This is a genomic window from Achromobacter xylosoxidans (genome assembly GCF_001457475.1).
Taxonomy (GTDB): Bacteria; Pseudomonadota; Gammaproteobacteria; order Burkholderiales; family Burkholderiaceae_B; genus Achromobacter; species Achromobacter xylosoxidans.
The window spans coordinates 1,241,907-1,257,498 of sequence record NZ_LN831029.1; the positions used below are offsets into that span (position 1 = coordinate 1,241,907).

Here is a 15,592-nt window from a genome sequence, read left to right on the forward strand (position 1 = left end):
AGGATCATGACGCTGTTCACCACGGACTACCTGGAGTTTTACCTGACGCTGCTGAGTTGGGTCATTCATAACGGCATTTGGGCCGTCCTCGTCTCCACCGGTGTATTCGCCATTCCCTTCGTGGCGATCATCATCCAGGAATGGCTCAAGGCGCGCGCAGAGGGCGCCGATGAAGGCAACAAAGGCGTGTTGTCATCTGCGCGCATCGAGAACCGCGTATGGGTGGCTATCGTTGTGGTGATGTTCGCTGGCATCCCGTTCATCGACGTGGATCTCAATACCATCCAATACGACAGCTCGCGCTCGGCCCAGTGCCAGGTCAACGTGCCGCAGCCGACCGACACGGGCTGGTCGCAGTCCTTCTCGACGCTCAACAACCAGAGCGCCAAGCTGCCGGTGTGGTGGGCCTTCATGCACACGCTCTCGCGCGCGGTTACGGGCGCTTCCGTGGCGGCTATCCCTTGCGGCACTGATTTACGGCAGATGCGCATGGAGATCGACGCCACGCGCATTGACGACCCGGTGTTGGCTCAAGAGGTCGCGGACTTCTCGCATGACTGCTACGGGCCGGCCCGCGCCAAGCTGTTCATGCAGCGCCCGAACCTTGATGAGGCGCAGATGCACGATGTCACCTGGATCGGCTCGCGCTTTTTCACGGACACCGCTGGCTACTACGACAACTATCGGTCGAGCACGCCACGCGATGACTGGCCCTACGACAGCAACCGTGATGCAGGGCTGGCCCAAGTGTCCAGCGGCGGTGGCTATCCGACCTGCAGGCAATGGTGGGCCGACGGCAGCAATGGCTTGCGCGCGCGACTGCTCAGCCAAGTGGCCCCAAATCTACTCACGCGGGTGGCAGGCTGGGCCGGGTTCCTGAGCCGCGCCGAGGTGGACGACTCCGTGATCCGCACCATCGCTTCACCGAGACAGCAGAAGCTGAATCAGGGCAGTGTCTATACGGACTACGGTGGCCAGATCGACAAGACCTTGCCGAACGTCATCACGCGCGCGGCCGGCGACGTAGGAATGGCAGTCGGGGGAATCGCGGCATTCCCTGCCATGGACGTCGTGCGCCAGGCGCTGCCCATGGTGCTCGCCTTGCTCAAGATGGCGCTGGTCATCTGCATCCCGCTCGTGCTGGTCATTGGCACCTATGACCTGAAGATGGTCATTACGGTCAGCGTCGTGCAGTTCGCGCTGTTCTTCGTGGACTTCTGGTTCCAGCTCGCACGCTGGATCGACAGCACTATCCTCGATGCGCTCTATGGGTGGGGCTGGGGCTGGAACCGGCCGCACAGCAATTTCGATCCGCTGGTGGGATTGAACAATGCGTTCGGCGATATGCTGCTGAACTTCGTCATGGGGACGATGTTCCTGGTTCTGCCGGGATTCTGGCTGGCGAGCCTCACCTGGGTTGGAATTCGGGCCGGACATGCCATCCAGGGACTTTCTGACGGCAGCAAGAGCGCCGGTCAAGCAGGTGGCAAGGGCGCCGGGGCACTCACAGGAGGAAAGCTGAAATAGAGAGGATGCGATCAGTCGTCGGTGTACAACTCGTGCGACGTGTCGTTGTACAAATTGGGATCGTAGCCCGGTGTCTTACGCAGTTCGGTGAGGTCTGTGAAAGGCCACTCTTCCTCATCCGAGGTATTGGCAGCAGTAGCCCACCCCGCCGCCGCCACGCCCAGCAACACGACTGCGAACCAGAAGGCAGCATAGAAGAGCAATCCCAGCGCAACGAGCTTGACCACCCACAACAGCACAGCGACGCCCGCCATCGGCATCCCCTTGGAGGTGAACCAGCTCGACAACCGTCGCTCGCCGCGTACATAGGCGCGCCATCCACGGCCGAAGCTGCGGCCGATGCGTTCTGCGGTGCTGGCGCGGGTTGTCGTGCTCATGTTCGTCTCCTGCTACATGGGGATAGCTATTCCAGTTTGCTCCAATCCTGCTTGCTGGCCAGTACCAATGCGTTCCAGTCGTCCGGCGGATTCCCCCGCCCCAACATCTTCTCAAAAACGGCGTAGGGGTCTGACCTGCTACCCGACGACCGCAATGTCTGCTCGTCGTTGACCCAGGCGTACACGATGACCTTCGCCTTAGAGTCGTACCGGAAGAACAGCCGGAATCGCCTTCCGATCTTGGCCCGACGCCAGTGGCGGTGGGCCGGTCCCAAGGTATTGCCCTGGCGGTATTCGTCGCGTGCCGGATCACCCGGTACCACATCCAGCATCAACTGGCTCAAGGTCCGGAAGAGCTCGACGTTGGCGTTGGACTCGAAGCCCTTCGGATCATTCTCCTGCGCGCGCCGCGCCGCTGCATGGAGCTTTTGCAACTGCTCGATCACGCAGTCATGGAATAGCAACGTCCAGCCATGCCGTTGCATCAGAGCGCCACTTCCCCGTCGATTTCCTCGTCCAGCTTCACGCCGTGACCCGCTTGTTCCAGCATGGCGCGAGCCAGATCCTCGGGCAGGCCATGGACGTTTCGGCCAGCTTCGATATCACGGGCCAGCAGACTCAGGAACGCGCTAATGGCGGGGTCCTCGTGCTCGGCGTCGGCGCGGGTCACGACGACTTCGCCGTCACGTAGGTCAAATGCGACTTTGCCGCCGGCATCGACACCGAGCGCCTGGCGGATGGACTTGGGGAGCGTGATCTGCCCCTTGGATGTCAGCGTGGCAACTTCGTGAATGGCAGGCATGGCGGCTCTCCTGATAGCAATGTCCGCATTGTAAGGAAAGTTCCTTACTTCGTCAATATGAGGTTTCGTTGGGCTCTTCAGCGTTCAACCATGCACCTCCATCGTAGGACGGCAACAGTGAGCCTTCCCGCATCAATCCGGCCTTGTTGAACCCCGTATTGGTTGTGGACGATCAATGCTCGCCGCTCTATATCCAAAGGCTGTAACGGTCAAAGGGCTGAAATGGCAAGGGAACGGGGCGCAAGGGGAAAGGCCCTACCCGAAAAGGCCAAAAGGCCTCCCGGCCGGCCCGTCACCAGGACACCCGCATGCTCTCCCTGTTCCAGCGAAAGCGGCCCCCGGCCACTGCCGCTCCGGTGCCAGCACCGACCATCAATCTCCCGAAAGGGTTGACACTGCCGCAGTCGGCCGCGTCGCTCTTGGCGACACCACGCCGACAGAAGCTGCTGGAACACATCTGGCAGCGCACATCGCTCTCGCGCCGGCAATTCGCCACCCTTTACCGCGCACCGCTGGAGCGCTACGCCGAGCTGGTCCAGGTCTTCCCAGCCTCCGAGGCGCATCACCATGCCTACCCAGGCGGCATGCTCGACCACGGCCTGGAAATCGTCGCCTATGCGCTCAAGCTGCGGCAGTCCCATCTGTTGCCCATCGGCGCCAGCCCCGAGGATCAGGCGGCGCAGTCCGAAGCCTGGACCGCCGCCGTCGCCTACGCGGCCTTGCTGCACGACATCGGCAAGCTCGTAGTCGATCTGCACGTCGAACTGGTTGACGGCTCGATCTGGCACCCCTGGCACGGCCCGCTGCGCCAGCCGTACCGCTTGCGCTACCGCGACGATCGCGAGTACCGCCTGCACAGCGCCGCGACAGGTTTGCTCTACCGGCAACTGCTCGATCGCGAAGTCCTGGACTGGCTCAGCGGTTATCCGTCCCTGTGGGCACCACTGCTCTATGTCCTGGCCGGACAGTACGAGCATGCGGGCGTGCTGGGCGAACTTGTCGTGCAAGCCGACCGGGCTTCCGTGGCCCAGGAGCTCGGCGGCGATCCATCGCGCGCCATGGCGGCGCCGAAGAATGCGCTCCAGCGCAAGCTGGTGGATGGACTGCGCTATCTGCTGAAAGAGGAGTTAAAGCTGAATCAGCCCCAGGCGTCGGACGGATGGCTGACCCAGGACGCCTTGTGGCTGGTGAGCAAGACATGCTCCGATAAGTTGCGCGCGCACTTGTTGTCGCAAGGAATGGAGGGAATCCCCTCCAGCAACACGGCGGTATTTGACGTACTGCAAGACCACGCTATCGCACAGCCGACCCCGGACGGCAAAGCCATCTGGCGTGCCACGGTGACCAGCGGCGAGTGGTCCCACAGCTTCACAATGCTGAAGCTATCGCCCGCGCTGATCTGGGAGGCCGGAGAGCGTCCCGCGCCCTTTGCCGGCACGGTGACGGTGGAAGATATCGCGCATGCTGACGATGTGCACGGCACCATGCATGAGGATACGTCTTCACCCGCACCGGCATTTGCGGCCATCGCAGCGCAGCCAACCATTGAAACGCCTTCACCAGCGATGGACGATCCCGTTGCCGATCTGCTTTCGATGTTTGGTGTCGACGCTGCGTTGGCCAGCGAATTGCCGGCCAGCGCCACGCACACAGCAGCCAAAGCCTCGCCCCCGCAGCAGGCGAGCACGTCCGGACAGGCCACCGAGCCGACACCGGACACGGCGTCCGGCGAAAGGTCCTTCGGCGCGCAGTTCATGGCATGGTTGCGGACAGGCGTAAGCGCCCGCCGGCTGATCATCAACGACGCGAAGGCGCTGGTGCATACCGTCGATGGCACCGTCTATCTCGTCAGCCCTGGCGTGTTCCAGCGCTACGTGCAGGAGCACCCGCACATCGCAGCACTGGCCAGGCAAGAGAACATCGCCGACTGGCAATGGGTGCAGAAGCGTTTCGAGAAGCTGCAACTGCATCGCAAGCAGGCCAACGGCCTGAACATCTGGACTTGCGAAGTCACCGGGCCACGCAAGACCAGGCGACTGCATGGCTACTTGATCAAGGAGCCGGATTGCCTGTTTGATGAAGTTCCGCCGAACAACCCCTATCTGCGTCTGGTGTAAAGAAACTGCTCACCATTTCGCATGGCATGCGCAAGCACATACCCCAGCGAACGCTGGTAGGGAGGCTGACGGGACCACTCAACTGGGACAAGCGACAAAAGCCAATACACCAGATACGCGCCAATCTGACGAAACACGATCAGTACAGCGGGAATGACAATGGCGACAGCCAGGCTGAAAATGACGATGACGAACGCCATCCAGCCGACATCGCTCAGTAACGTCATGTCGCCAGGAGACCATTGCCACAGCCCTCGATCTGTACGCAGCATCATCGCCATATCCAGAAACAATACGACACAAACGAGCCTCAAGGCCCAATTTGCACTCCAAGCCCGATCAAGCCATTCGAGGCTTTTCTGTGGCCGGCTGGCCATCGTCAATGGCTTCTGATCTTCTGTTGACATCTCAATTCATGGGATATGGGTGCGGCACGCTGACGTCAGGCTGGCTGCCAGTATTCCACGGAGTCGTCTGCGCAGGTAGCTGCCCGACGTCCACAGCGAAGCCGGCACCAGCAGCCCTCCGACCCAGCGGCCGCGCCCTGTTCGTACGGTTGCACCGCATTGGCAGCCAACTCCGAGAAGGCCGGGAAGATTCCTCCCGTTGTCAAGCAAATAGCTCAGCCCGCAATGGCCCTGCGGTTCCAGGGTGCCTTCATCAGCAGGCGTGCCAGCCCACAAAAGCCCGACACGCCCGCGAATATCAGTCCCGCGCCAACAAACGCGGGCAGCGCATAGAACCACGGCGATACTGAGATACCCAGCATAATGCCCAGCAACGTTAGCGAACCGGCTGCGATCTGCACTTGGCGTTGCAACTCTAGCGGCTGACGCGCACTAGTTGCCACGGGCAAGCCAGCGCGCTTCCATGCGTCCAACCCACCCTCAAGCAAGTAGGCATCACCAACCACGCAGGCTCCCAAGGACTGCGCATTCATCTGCGTGCGGGTGCCGGAGCGGCAATAGAAGATGACGGTGCTTGTCGCCACTATCTGTGTTGCGTCCCGAGTCAGTTGATCCAACGGCATATGGCGAGCTTGTGCAATGTGCTCACGGGCATGCTCATCGTCATTGCGGATGTCCACCAACACCGCACCTTGGTCGATGAGTTGGCGGGTGGTATGAGGAGATACAGATATCAATGCCATGATAAATCCCGTCGAAGTCAAGAACTCAGGGGCAGAAGATGTCCTTGAGTGTGCCGATCAGTTTGGCCACTCTGGGATCGTCGATGCGGTAGTACAGTGTCTGCGACTCGCGCCGATAGGTTATCAACCCCTCCTCGCGCATCTTGGCCAAGTGTTGCGACAGCGCCGATGGGCTTAGGGTCACCATCCCGTTGAGTGCTCCGACAGTCATTTCATCTTCGGCCATCAGCAGGCACAGCACCAGCAACCGATGCGGGTTGCCCACGGCTTGAAGTAGGGCAGCGGCCTGCACCGCGCTGTCCTGCAAGATCTCTAGATCAGATTTGCTTTTGTCCATGCTCTCAGAGGGTTCTATCAGAGTCAGAGTTGGTTGTATTTTAGAAAATACTAATTTAGAATATTCTAAATCAATAAGCAAGCGCAGGGGCTGAGTATCCTTTGGCGTACTTCCTTACCCACCCCACAGCCCTAGCCCCAGCACGCTCATCATCAACCAGGACCTTTCTCATGACGAAGCGATACAAAGAACTCACACAGGACATCTCTGGCAACCTCGCCCATCTGCACAAGACCCAGCCGGGGGTGATGCAGGGTTTTCGCGATCTAGGCAAGGCTGCTATGGCCGAAGGCGCCATCGATGCCAAGACCAAGGAACTGATTGCCCTCGCCGTCGGTGTGGCCGCGCGCTGCGACGGCTGCATCGGCTTCCACACCAAGGCCCTGGCTCGCCTGGGTGCCACCACCGAGGAAGTGCATGAAGCGCTGGCTGTGGCTATCTACATGGGGGGAGGCCCCGTGGCCATGTATGCGGCCAATGCAGTGGCCGCGTTCAACGAGTTCACCCCATCCGTACCTGCATGAACAGGAATGCCAACATGATACCGACCGCTGATTTCGTGTCTACGCTGTTCCATGGCCAGAGCAACCCTGACAAAGTGACCGTTGCCCTGACCATGGCACTGAATGCTCAACTCAAAGGGCACACGGCCTGCCTGATCCTGATGGCAGAAGGTGTAGCACTGGGCTTGCCCGGCGCTGCCGACAACATCAACATCGGCCAGCCATTCGAGCCAGCTATCGACCTGCTGCGCCAGTACCTCGACGCTGGTGGCCGCGTGGCCATCTGCAAATCGTGCATGTTGCACAACGGCCTGAGCGCCGAGCAGATGGATACGCGCTTCGAAATCATTACCGCGTCGAACGTGGTCGACTTGCTGATGGGGGCCACGGGAACGCTACAAGTTGCTTAGCGCAGGCGGGATCAATTGACGCCCAATGCCAAAGGGACTGGCGACGCGGGAACGACGCGCAACGATGAACACCTGTTTCGCACACACCTATTTATCACGCAGAAAGGAGAGTACTCATGTCGAATCGATTCGAAGGAAAAACAGCACTGCTCACCGGCGCGGCCTCTGGCATCGGGAAGGCGGCAGCCGTCAAGCTAGCCACCGAAGGCGCGGCGGTTGTCGTCGCTGACCTGCACGAGCAAGCCGCTCTGGCGGTGGTGGACGAAATTACTGGGGCGGGCGGCAAGGCAGTCGCGTTCGGGGGGGACTTCACGTTACCCGCGGTGAATGAGGCCGCTGTGGCTTTCGCCATCGAAAAATTCGGGGCCTTGCATCTGGCGTTCAACAATGCGGGGATCATCGGGCCGCAAGGGCCGCTGCACGAAGTGGATATCGAGGCTTACAAGAAACTAATCGATATCAACCTTGATGCGGTCTTTTACGGTATGAAGTACGAGATTCCCGCAATTCTTGCTGCTGGTGGCGGGGCCATCGTCAATACATCTTCCATCTTGGGCCTCGTGGGTACGCCAGGCTATGTGCCGTATGTGACGGCGAAGCACGCGGTATCGGGTTTGACCAAAAGTGCAGCGCTGCAGTATTCCGCTCAGGGCGTTCGCATCAACTCCGTGCATCCTGGCTATATTGATACGCCGTTGCTTAACGAACTCAGCCGCGAGGAATACAACTCGCTCGTTGCGCTGCACCCCATCGGGCGTCTTGGTACGTCGGAAGATGTAGCCAATGTCGTGGCTTTCCTGCTTTCCGATGAGGCGGCTTTTGTGACGGGATCGCAATATACCGTCGATGGCGGCTATACAGCGCAGTAATGGCTTTGTGGGCGCTCAAATCGTAGTGCACGATCTCGGGCTGGAGAGTGTTGTTCCCTTGCCCACGCCTTGAAAGGGCAACCCCAGGCGGGGCGTAGTCCTTGCGGGCTACGCCCCGTGCACCCAAGCATGGATAGACCGATCGTTGGTATTCAACGGCATCAGTTCCGTGGGGCACTCTGCGACGTCCACAGCGCGACAAACGCCAACAGCACGCCCACCAGCGCATAGGGAATGCCAGGACCAAGCTCGTACAACAGACTGCCCGCCAACGGCCCGAGCACGATGCCCAAGCCCTGGGCAGCGCCGACCGATCCTGCTGCCGCACCTTGCTCCTGTGGCTCTACAGCATTTGCGGCCATCGCCGAGAAGGCCGGGAATACCCAGCCCATCCCCGCAGCGGCAAAGAAGAAACATACCATCAATGCCCATTGCGTCGACACCAGAGCCACTGCACCGAAGCCGACCGCACTGACCAAGGCACCGACACGGATCAGGCGTTGCGGCGTCCAGTGCAGCTTACGCACGATCAACTGGGCGGCGATCAGGCCAACGCCAACCAACGTCAACGCCAAACCCGCGGCCCGAGCAGCGGGTGCAGGCTCCAGTTGCAGTCGGTCGATGGCGAAGAATCCCACTGTGATCTGGCCAATGGCGACACTGAACATGGCAGCAAAGGCAACGATCATCGGCCGACGCAGCCGCGGATCGCTCAGGCGAAGGGCGGTGGAAGCCGCGCCGACTTTCTGCTCGTTACGCGGCAGCAGGCGCCACAGAATGACAAATGCCAAAAAAGGCAGCAGGGCTGTTACATAGAGCGGCAACCCCAAACCATACTGGGCCAGTGCGGCCGCGACGGCGGGCCCGACAACCAGACCGACGCCGTTGGCCGCACCGAGCGATGCCATGGTGCCAGCACGCTGATCAGGTGGCACGTGATCGGCCACCAGCGCCTGGCTGACCGCCGGAATTGCGGCAAAGAATCCACCGACTGCCCCACGGGTGATGAGTAGGCCGGCAAAAACCAGTCCTGCCGCGGGCAGTTCCTGCAACGATACGATCAGCAAAGCGCACATGGCCCAATAGGCGAGCATGAATCCGCCCACGCCCATCAGAAGTACCATTCGACGCCCACGCCGATCACTCAGTGCGCCCCAGGGGCGCGAAAACAACATCCATAGCACGCCGCCCACGGTGACCACTGCGCCAGCCTGCCAGGGTGCCAAATGCAGTGATCGCGCGATCGGCCCGATCAGCGACACAAACGCCATCATCGCCATGGTGCAGGTCATGTAGGCTGCCATCAGCGGCCTGATGTCGAGCCGGGCTCCGCTTGTGAATGCTTCACTCTCTGCGGCCGATATCGTATGGTCTTCAGTCATTTCGTTTTATCCACTGTGCCGTGGGCATGGCGAAGGTCCCTCTGAGGTCAAACCATGGGCTCAGTCATTGCCAGCAAAGTCAATACAATCGTCAGCGCAAGGGAAACCCCCACCAGCAATGCAGATCGACATGATGTGCAGAGCCTTGGCCAAACGCCGCTTCCACTTCCTGGCGTCGTCTTTTCGTGCTGTCGGCTGACGTTGTTGGATGTCAGGGCATTGGTCGTCCCTGATCGCCTCAAAGGTGTTCATACTGTGATTTCCGTCATCTAAGCTGTCGCGCGTACGCCCGGTTTCAGTACAAGTAGGTCGCGGTCAAGCCGACCGTGCGGCCGGGTGCCACTTGGGCGAAGTTGCCCGTAGCGCCATAGGAAAATCCGTAGGTTCGATAGTCCTCATCCGTCAGATTCTGGACATAGAGCATCAATTCCAGATTGCTGGTCGGATTCCATCCCAGACCGGCATCCACCAGCGTATAAGCCCCCTGGCGCAGCGTGTTGGCGCTGTCGAAATAATGCGAGCCGACACGACGCACGCTCAACTGGGGTCTTAGCACGGTATCGGCCACACGCACATTGCCTTTGGCCGCAAGCGTCAGCCCGTAGCGCGGAGCCATCGGCACATCATTGTGGTTGCAGCCGGTGCAGGCGCTGGAATCCTCGAAGCGGCGGAAGGTCGCGTCATTGATGAAGCCCCCGGCGCTCAGCGTCCATTGTCGAGTGACATCCCACTCGGTATTGAACTCCATGCCCACGGAGCGGGTGTCGCCCACGTTGCGCAGCGTCTGGTTGCCCATATCGCCATCGCCATAGAGCTGCACATCCTTGCTGTCCACGCGGTAGAGGGCAAGGCTGGCGCGCAGGTCGCGGCCAGAGTACCGCAGCCCGGCCTCGTAGCTGATCGAGCGCTCCCGGCCATAGCCCTCGGCGTCATCCACGCTCGACGGTGCCAGGTTGTACCCCAGCGGCTTGTAGCCCTGGGCCACATTGACGTAGCCACGCCAACTGGGAGCGAACTGGTAGCCTGCCGCAAGATGGCCCAGCCAGGTCGTCTGGTTGGCCGATGCCCGCCCCTGGAAGGCGCTGCCCATCATGTTGCCTTGGAAATGCGTTCTGGCCTCGTCGCGGCTGAAGCGCAGGCCGGCCGTCAGATCCGCCTTGGGCGTCAGATGCCAGGTCACGTCGCCATAGGCCGCCAGCGACTCGCTACGGTTGCTGGAGGAAGAGTCCGTTACGCGATAAAGACTGGGAAGCACCATGTCGAACTGGTAGCTGCGCGACATGTCCACTTCCTGCCGGTATAGACCGAACACCGCATCCCAGGCACGGGAAGACGCCTCCCCCGCCTCGCTCGGTCGCGTCGACAGGCGCACCTCCTGGGTGTTCTGTTTCCAGTGCTCCCCAAACTGCGGGAAATATGCATCCAACGGCCAATGACGTGCGGTATGGACTCGTTGACTGCTGGCGATGACATTCAGGCGCCAGAGGCCAAAATCATATTGGCCGTTGAGGGCAAAGCTGTTCGCGCACCGCTTCTGGTAGAAATCCCGGTAGGCCTCGGGCAGATTCGGCGAAACATACGCCTTGCGGGATTTGTAATCGTCAAACAGGGTATAGACCTCCTGGTCTCCCTTGGCGCAATCGCGGCCTGCGCTCAGTCCCATCTCCCAGGGGCTGCCCATTGGTGCCAGGCGCAACTTGACGTTGCCGGCCCGCGAACGCACGCCCCCCAGCCGGTCGCTACCAATGACATCGCTGCGGATATCTCCGTTGACGTCATTGCCCAACAGGGATACCGAGCCGTACAGCAAATCCTTGACCAGCGGCCCGGAGCCTTCGGCCTGCAACTGATAGCCATCGCGGCTCGATACGCCGGCACGGGCGGCAAACTGCGGCGTGTTGTCCGGCTTGTGCGTCACGATGTTGAGCACGCCGCCCTGGGCACTCTTGCCGTACAGCGTGCCTTGCGGCCCCTTGAGCAATTCCACCTGCTCGACGCCCAACAGGGACTGGGCGGCAAAGGTCGGCAACTGCGGTACGCCATCCACATAGACGGTCAGCGCCGGGTTGTAGAAATCCTGCGCCGACGTCACGCCGCGCAGCGTGATGATCGGGAACAGGAAGGTCGCGCTGTACGACGTGTACAACTCGGGGAAAACGCGATCCAGTTCCAGGGTCGAAGTCACCTGGGCATCATCCAGCGACGTGCGGTCGGCCACGCTGGCGGAGCCATTGAGCCGTTCCAGGGTTTCGCCGCGCTTGCTAGCCGTGACGACCACAGGGGGCAGAACGGCGGGTTCATCGTCGGCGCGCGGCGAACTTTGTGCACCGGCGTCATGCATCCATGACATGGCATGCACGGAAATCAGCGCAATGCTGAGGGCGCGGAGTTGAAAACGCATGATGAAAGATTTCTCCTTATTCTCTGGAACGACAGGTGCTGCTGCAAACAACCATTGGTGGCGCGATGACCCACCAGATCCGGCGTTCATTGCGCCGGTGGTCGGCCCCGATGAACACATGCTCGTGCATCGGCGAGAACGGCAGGGGCTTCGTCCAATGGCCCGAGTGCGCTCGATTCATCATGCTTCCCCCACACGCCAGTGCTTGACGCTCTGCTGGGCCTGCCACATCCGCGCATAGCGGCCATTGCCGGCCAGCAGCTCGGCATGCCTGCCGGCTTCGACCACGCGGCCGTCGTCGATCACCAGAATCTGGTCGGCGGCGGCAATGGTGGACAGCCGGTGCGCGATCACGATCACCGTGCGCTCGCGCACCAGGGCGTCGATGGCGCGCTGCACGGCCACTTCGCTTTCGGTGTCGAGCGCCGCGGTCGGCTCGTCGAGGACGACGATGGGCGCGTTCTTGAGCATGGCACGGGCGATGCTGATGCGCTGGCGCTCGCCGCCCGAAAGCCGGCCGCCGATGTCGCCCACCCGCGTCTGGTAGCCCTCGGGCAGCCGGGTGATGAACTCGTGGCAATGTGCGGCGCGGGCGGCGGCTTCGACCTCTTCGTCGCTCGCATCTGGCCGGGCCATGCGGATGTTGGCCAGGATGCTGTCGTCGAACAGGTACACGTCCTGGAACACCACCGAGATCAGGCTGTTGAGCGTCTCCGGCGCGATGGCGCGGATGTCCACGCCGCCAATAGTGATGCGTCCGGCCTGGGGGTCGGCATGGCGCATCAGCAGGCGTGTCACCGTGGTCTTGCCGGATCCCGATGGGCCGACCAGCGCCGTCAGGCTGCGTTCGGGCAACCGGGCGCACAGATCGCGCAAGATCGGTTCGCTCGATGAGGCATAGGCAAAGCGCACGCCCTCGATGGCGACGTCAAACCATTCAGGCACCTGCGAAGGCGTTTGCCGTGGCAACGGGGCAATGCCGAGCAGGGCATCGATTTTGCCCAGCGCCGCCTCGATCAGGTCAATCACCTTGGCGTACAGCACGAAGGTTGCCAGCGGTTCGGCAAAGCGCACGGCGATCACCATCAGCGCCGCCAGTACGGCGATATCCAGGGAGCCCTGTACGACGAACCAAGCACCCAGGAACACCACCAGCAGGATCGCCAGCTCCATCACCGTCGCCAGGATCAGGTTAGGCTTGGCCCCTTTTTGCTGGCCGATGGTCTGGATTTTTTCCAGGTACACGAAGCTGTCATGCAGGCGCTGCGCCTTTTCCCCGGTGCGGCAGGTCGCGCGCAGCACCGGCAGACCCTGGGCGTATTCGAGGATATCCGCACTGGTGCGCTCGTGGGCGTCGGCCAGCATGCGCATGCCGCGTCCGTAGGCCGGGCGCCGCCAGCGGTACAGGGGAATCAGCAGCGGGAACACCAGCAGCAGGACGAGCCCCATGCGCCAGTCGAACCACAGCGCCGCCAGCGCCACCGTCAGCGGCGTCAGCAAGGCGGTGGCCATCATGTTGGCGATCGTCAGGATGTAGCTGAGCGTCTCGTCCACGTTCCCCAGCAAGGTCGCGTTGACCCCACCGGCGCGCTTGTCCTGCAGCACCTCCAGCGGAATGCGGCGCAACTGCGCGCCCAGCTCGGAACGCAGCTCATGCGTGTTGCGCACCATGTCGCCGCGATAGTCGAAGCCCTGCGCCCACCAGCGGATGACCGTGCTGGCCAGCATCAGCCCCGTCATCGCCAGCAGCCAGGGCAGCGCCGCCTGCCAACTGGCGCTCGGTATCAATGCCTGAAAGAGCGGCATCAGGCACGCCAGCGCCACCCCCTGCGCAATGGCGGCCAGGCCCAGGCCGATCAGGCTGGCGCGCAGCCTGGGCGCGCGGCTGCGGGCGCTGGTCATCAATTGCCGCCACGTCTCGCGCAGGGGCGTTATCCGCTGGCTGGGATCTGCAATGCTCATGCCCGTGCTCCCATCAAGGCCCAGTCCTGCGCCTGCTCATAGTTGTTCCACAGCCGCGCATACACGCCGCTTTGCGCGACCAGCGCATCATGCGTGCCGCGCTCGGCCAGCCGCCCCTGGTCGAACACCAGAATCTGGTCCGCATCGCGGATGGTGGAGAGCCGATGCGCCACCATCAGCACCGTCTTGCCCCGCATCAGGTTGGAAAGTGCCGCCACCAGCGCGGCCTCGTTCTCCGGGTCGGCGAAGGCCGTGGCTTCGTCCAGCACCAGGATGGGCCGGTTCTGCAGGATGGCGCGGGCGATGGTGATGCGCTGGCGCTGTCCGCCGGAGAGGAACACGCCCCGTTCGCCCACCGGCGTGTCGTAGCCCTGCGGCAGGCCTTCGATGAACGCGTGCGCCTGGGCGGCGCGCGCGGCGGCCATCACCTCGTCCATCGTCGCGCCCTCCAGCCCCAGGCGGATGTTGTTGGCGATGGTGTCGGCAAACAGAAAGGTGTCCTGGAACACGAACGCAACGTGCTGCATCAGCACGTCGGGCTGCATCTCGCGCACATCCACGCCGCCGACCTTGACGCAGCCCGCGCTGACATCCCAGAAGCGCGGTATCAGCCTGGCCACCGTGGTCTTGCCCGCGCCGGAAGGGCCCACCAGCGCCGCCACCGTCCCTTGCGGCACGTCGAAGCTCACGTCCTGCAACACCAAAGGCCCATCGCCGGTGTAGCGAAAATCCACCCGCTCGAAACGCACCGAGCCGTCCATCGGTGTCCTGGCCCGTTCCGCCTGGGGGACTCGCAGCTCCGGCTCGGCCATCACCTCCTGGATGCGGTGGATGCTCATCTGCGTCTTGGCCACCAGATGTTTGAGCGACATCAACGGCAGCAGCGATTCAGCCATGCCGGTGCCCACCAGCAGCACGGCCAGCCAGGCGGCGACATCCAGCGTGTCATGGCTGATCAGCCAGCCGCCCAGCCACACCAGCACCGCGAGCGTCGGCAGCGGATTGAGGATCGCCACCGACAGGCGCGAGGAAAACCCGGCCATGCGGTACCACTGCAACACCACCTCCATGAAGGCATCGAGGGCACGCTGGTAGCGCTGGAATGTGGTCGTGCCGGTATCGAAGGTACGCACCACCGGCATCGCCTGCACGTACTCGACGACCGCCTTGCTCACGTTCTCGCCCGCGGCGTGGTAGCGCTGCATCATCTCGCCGCTGCCGCGCATGGCCAGCGACACCACCGCCATGCCGAGCGCCAGCACCGCCGTGGCCACCAGCGCCAGGCGCCAGTCCAGCCACCACAGCAGCACGAAGGTGAGCACCGGCGACACATAGGCCCGCGCGTACAAAGGCGTGCTGTCGGCCACGAACACGTGCAGCGCCTTCACGTCGTCCATCATCACCTTGGTCAGCGCACCGGCGCCGCTCTGCTGCACATAGCCCAGCGGCAGCCGCGCCAGGTGCTCGGACAGATCGGTGCGCAGCCGCGTCTCCAGGCGAAAGGCCGCATAGTGCGACTGGTTGAACGCATTGAGACGCAACACAAAGGCCAGCACGGTCAGCCCCGCCGCTAGCAGCAGTGGCGGCCAGGGCCACGGGCTCGGAGCGGCCAGCAGCGCATGCACGGCCCAGGCCAAGGCGCACAGCGCGCCCAGGGCGCTGGCGGCCGCCAGGCCGGCCAACCCCATGGCAAAGCGGATCTGGCCCTGCACGGGCCGCATGATGGACCAGACGCCGGGCGCGGACCGCGTCTTG

16 protein-coding genes are annotated in these 15,592 nt (G+C 62.4%); 5 read left to right on the forward strand and 11 right to left on the reverse strand.

Going from position 1 to position 15,592, the window contains the following annotated elements:
* Nucleotides 1–6: 6 nt before the first annotated feature.
* On the forward strand, nt 7–1,527 hold the full coding sequence (locus tag AT699_RS05770) for a conjugal transfer protein TraG N-terminal domain-containing protein (RefSeq protein ID WP_024067951.1): 1,521 nt from the start codon (nt 7–9) through the stop codon (nt 1,525–1,527).
* A gap of 11 nt (nt 1,528–1,538) precedes the next feature.
* Here AT699_RS05770 and AT699_RS05775 read toward each other — a convergent pair whose 3' ends face one another.
* Genes AT699_RS05775 through AT699_RS05785 form a run of 3 tightly spaced genes read right to left on the reverse strand, consistent with a single transcriptional unit; the run spans nt 1,539 to nt 2,706 of the window.
* Nucleotides 1,539–1,904 (reverse strand): DUF3742 family protein, encoded by a 366-nt coding sequence (locus AT699_RS05775; protein ID WP_024067952.1) that lies wholly within the window; start codon nt 1,902–1,904, stop codon nt 1,539–1,541.
* A gap of 26 nt (nt 1,905–1,930) precedes the next feature.
* Nucleotides 1,931–2,389 (reverse strand): type II toxin-antitoxin system YhaV family toxin, encoded by a 459-nt coding sequence (locus tag AT699_RS05780; protein ID WP_024067953.1) that lies wholly within the window; start codon nt 2,387–2,389, stop codon nt 1,931–1,933.
* On the reverse strand, nt 2,389–2,706 hold the full coding sequence (locus AT699_RS05785; RefSeq protein ID WP_024067954.1) for a type II toxin-antitoxin system PrlF family antitoxin: 318 nt from the start codon (nt 2,704–2,706) through the stop codon (nt 2,389–2,391). The genes AT699_RS05780 and AT699_RS05785 overlap by 1 nt, the downstream gene beginning before the upstream one ends.
* Before the next feature lie 308 nt (nt 2,707–3,014).
* Here AT699_RS05785 and mobH point away from each other — a divergent pair, with 308 nt between their 5' ends.
* A complete protein-coding gene (mobH, locus tag AT699_RS05790) occupies nt 3,015–4,823 on the forward strand; it encodes a MobH family relaxase (RefSeq protein WP_058207238.1) in 1,809 nt (602 codons plus the stop codon).
* Here mobH and AT699_RS05795 read toward each other — a convergent pair.
* From AT699_RS05795 to AT699_RS05805, 3 genes are all read right to left on the reverse strand, one after another.
* Nucleotides 4,805–5,230, reverse strand: a complete 426-nt coding sequence (locus AT699_RS05795; protein WP_155523063.1) for a hypothetical protein — start codon at nt 5,228–5,230, stop codon at nt 4,805–4,807. The genes mobH and AT699_RS05795 overlap by 19 nt on opposite strands.
* 215 nt (nt 5,231–5,445) lie before the next feature.
* A complete protein-coding gene (locus AT699_RS05800; RefSeq protein ID WP_058207240.1) occupies nt 5,446–5,973 on the reverse strand; it encodes a rhodanese family protein in 528 nt (175 codons plus the stop codon).
* Between the two features lie 25 nt (nt 5,974–5,998).
* A complete protein-coding gene (locus tag AT699_RS05805) occupies nt 5,999–6,310 on the reverse strand; it encodes an ArsR/SmtB family transcription factor (RefSeq protein WP_024067957.1) in 312 nt (103 codons plus the stop codon).
* A 170-nt stretch (nt 6,311–6,480) separates the two neighbouring features.
* On the opposite strand from AT699_RS05805, the gene AT699_RS05810 reads away from it, so the two are divergent.
* From AT699_RS05810 to AT699_RS05820, 3 genes are all read left to right on the forward strand, one after another.
* Nucleotides 6,481–6,834 carry a carboxymuconolactone decarboxylase family protein gene (locus AT699_RS05810; RefSeq protein ID WP_058207241.1) on the forward strand — a complete coding sequence of 118 codons (354 nt, stop codon included), beginning with the start codon at nt 6,481–6,483 and terminating at the stop codon, nt 6,832–6,834.
* 14 nt (nt 6,835–6,848) lie between these two features.
* Complete coding sequence (locus tag AT699_RS05815; RefSeq protein WP_024067959.1) at nt 6,849–7,223, forward strand: DsrE family protein; 375 nt, start codon at nt 6,849–6,851, stop codon at nt 7,221–7,223.
* 116 nt (nt 7,224–7,339) lie between these two features.
* Complete coding sequence (locus AT699_RS05820; protein WP_024067960.1) at nt 7,340–8,092, forward strand: SDR family NAD(P)-dependent oxidoreductase; 753 nt, start codon at nt 7,340–7,342, stop codon at nt 8,090–8,092.
* Nucleotides 8,093–8,253: 161 nt separating this feature from the next.
* On the opposite strand, the gene AT699_RS05825 is transcribed toward AT699_RS05820, so the two are convergent.
* From AT699_RS05825 to AT699_RS05845, 5 genes are all read right to left on the reverse strand, one after another.
* Entirely contained in the window at nt 8,254–9,474 is a 1,221-nt protein-coding gene (locus AT699_RS05825; RefSeq protein ID WP_081247759.1) for an MFS transporter, read from the reverse strand.
* A gap of 60 nt (nt 9,475–9,534) precedes the next feature.
* Nucleotides 9,535–9,726: a hypothetical protein gene (locus AT699_RS05830; protein WP_058207242.1), complete on the reverse strand. Its 192-nt coding sequence runs from the start codon at nt 9,724–9,726 to the stop codon at nt 9,535–9,537.
* A gap of 43 nt (nt 9,727–9,769) precedes the next feature.
* Nucleotides 9,770–11,875 (reverse strand): TonB-dependent receptor, encoded by a 2,106-nt coding sequence (locus tag AT699_RS32430; RefSeq protein ID WP_058207243.1) that lies wholly within the window; start codon nt 11,873–11,875, stop codon nt 9,770–9,772.
* A gap of 180 nt (nt 11,876–12,055) precedes the next feature.
* A complete protein-coding gene (locus tag AT699_RS05840; protein ID WP_024067963.1) occupies nt 12,056–13,837 on the reverse strand; it encodes an ABC transporter ATP-binding protein in 1,782 nt (593 codons plus the stop codon).
* Nucleotides 13,834–15,558, reverse strand: coding sequence for an ABC transporter ATP-binding protein (locus tag AT699_RS05845; protein ID WP_058207567.1), 1,725 nt, complete (start codon nt 15,556–15,558; stop codon nt 13,834–13,836). Before AT699_RS05845 ends, AT699_RS05840 begins: the two co-directional genes overlap by 4 nt.
* Nucleotides 15,559–15,592: the final 34 nt, after the last annotated feature.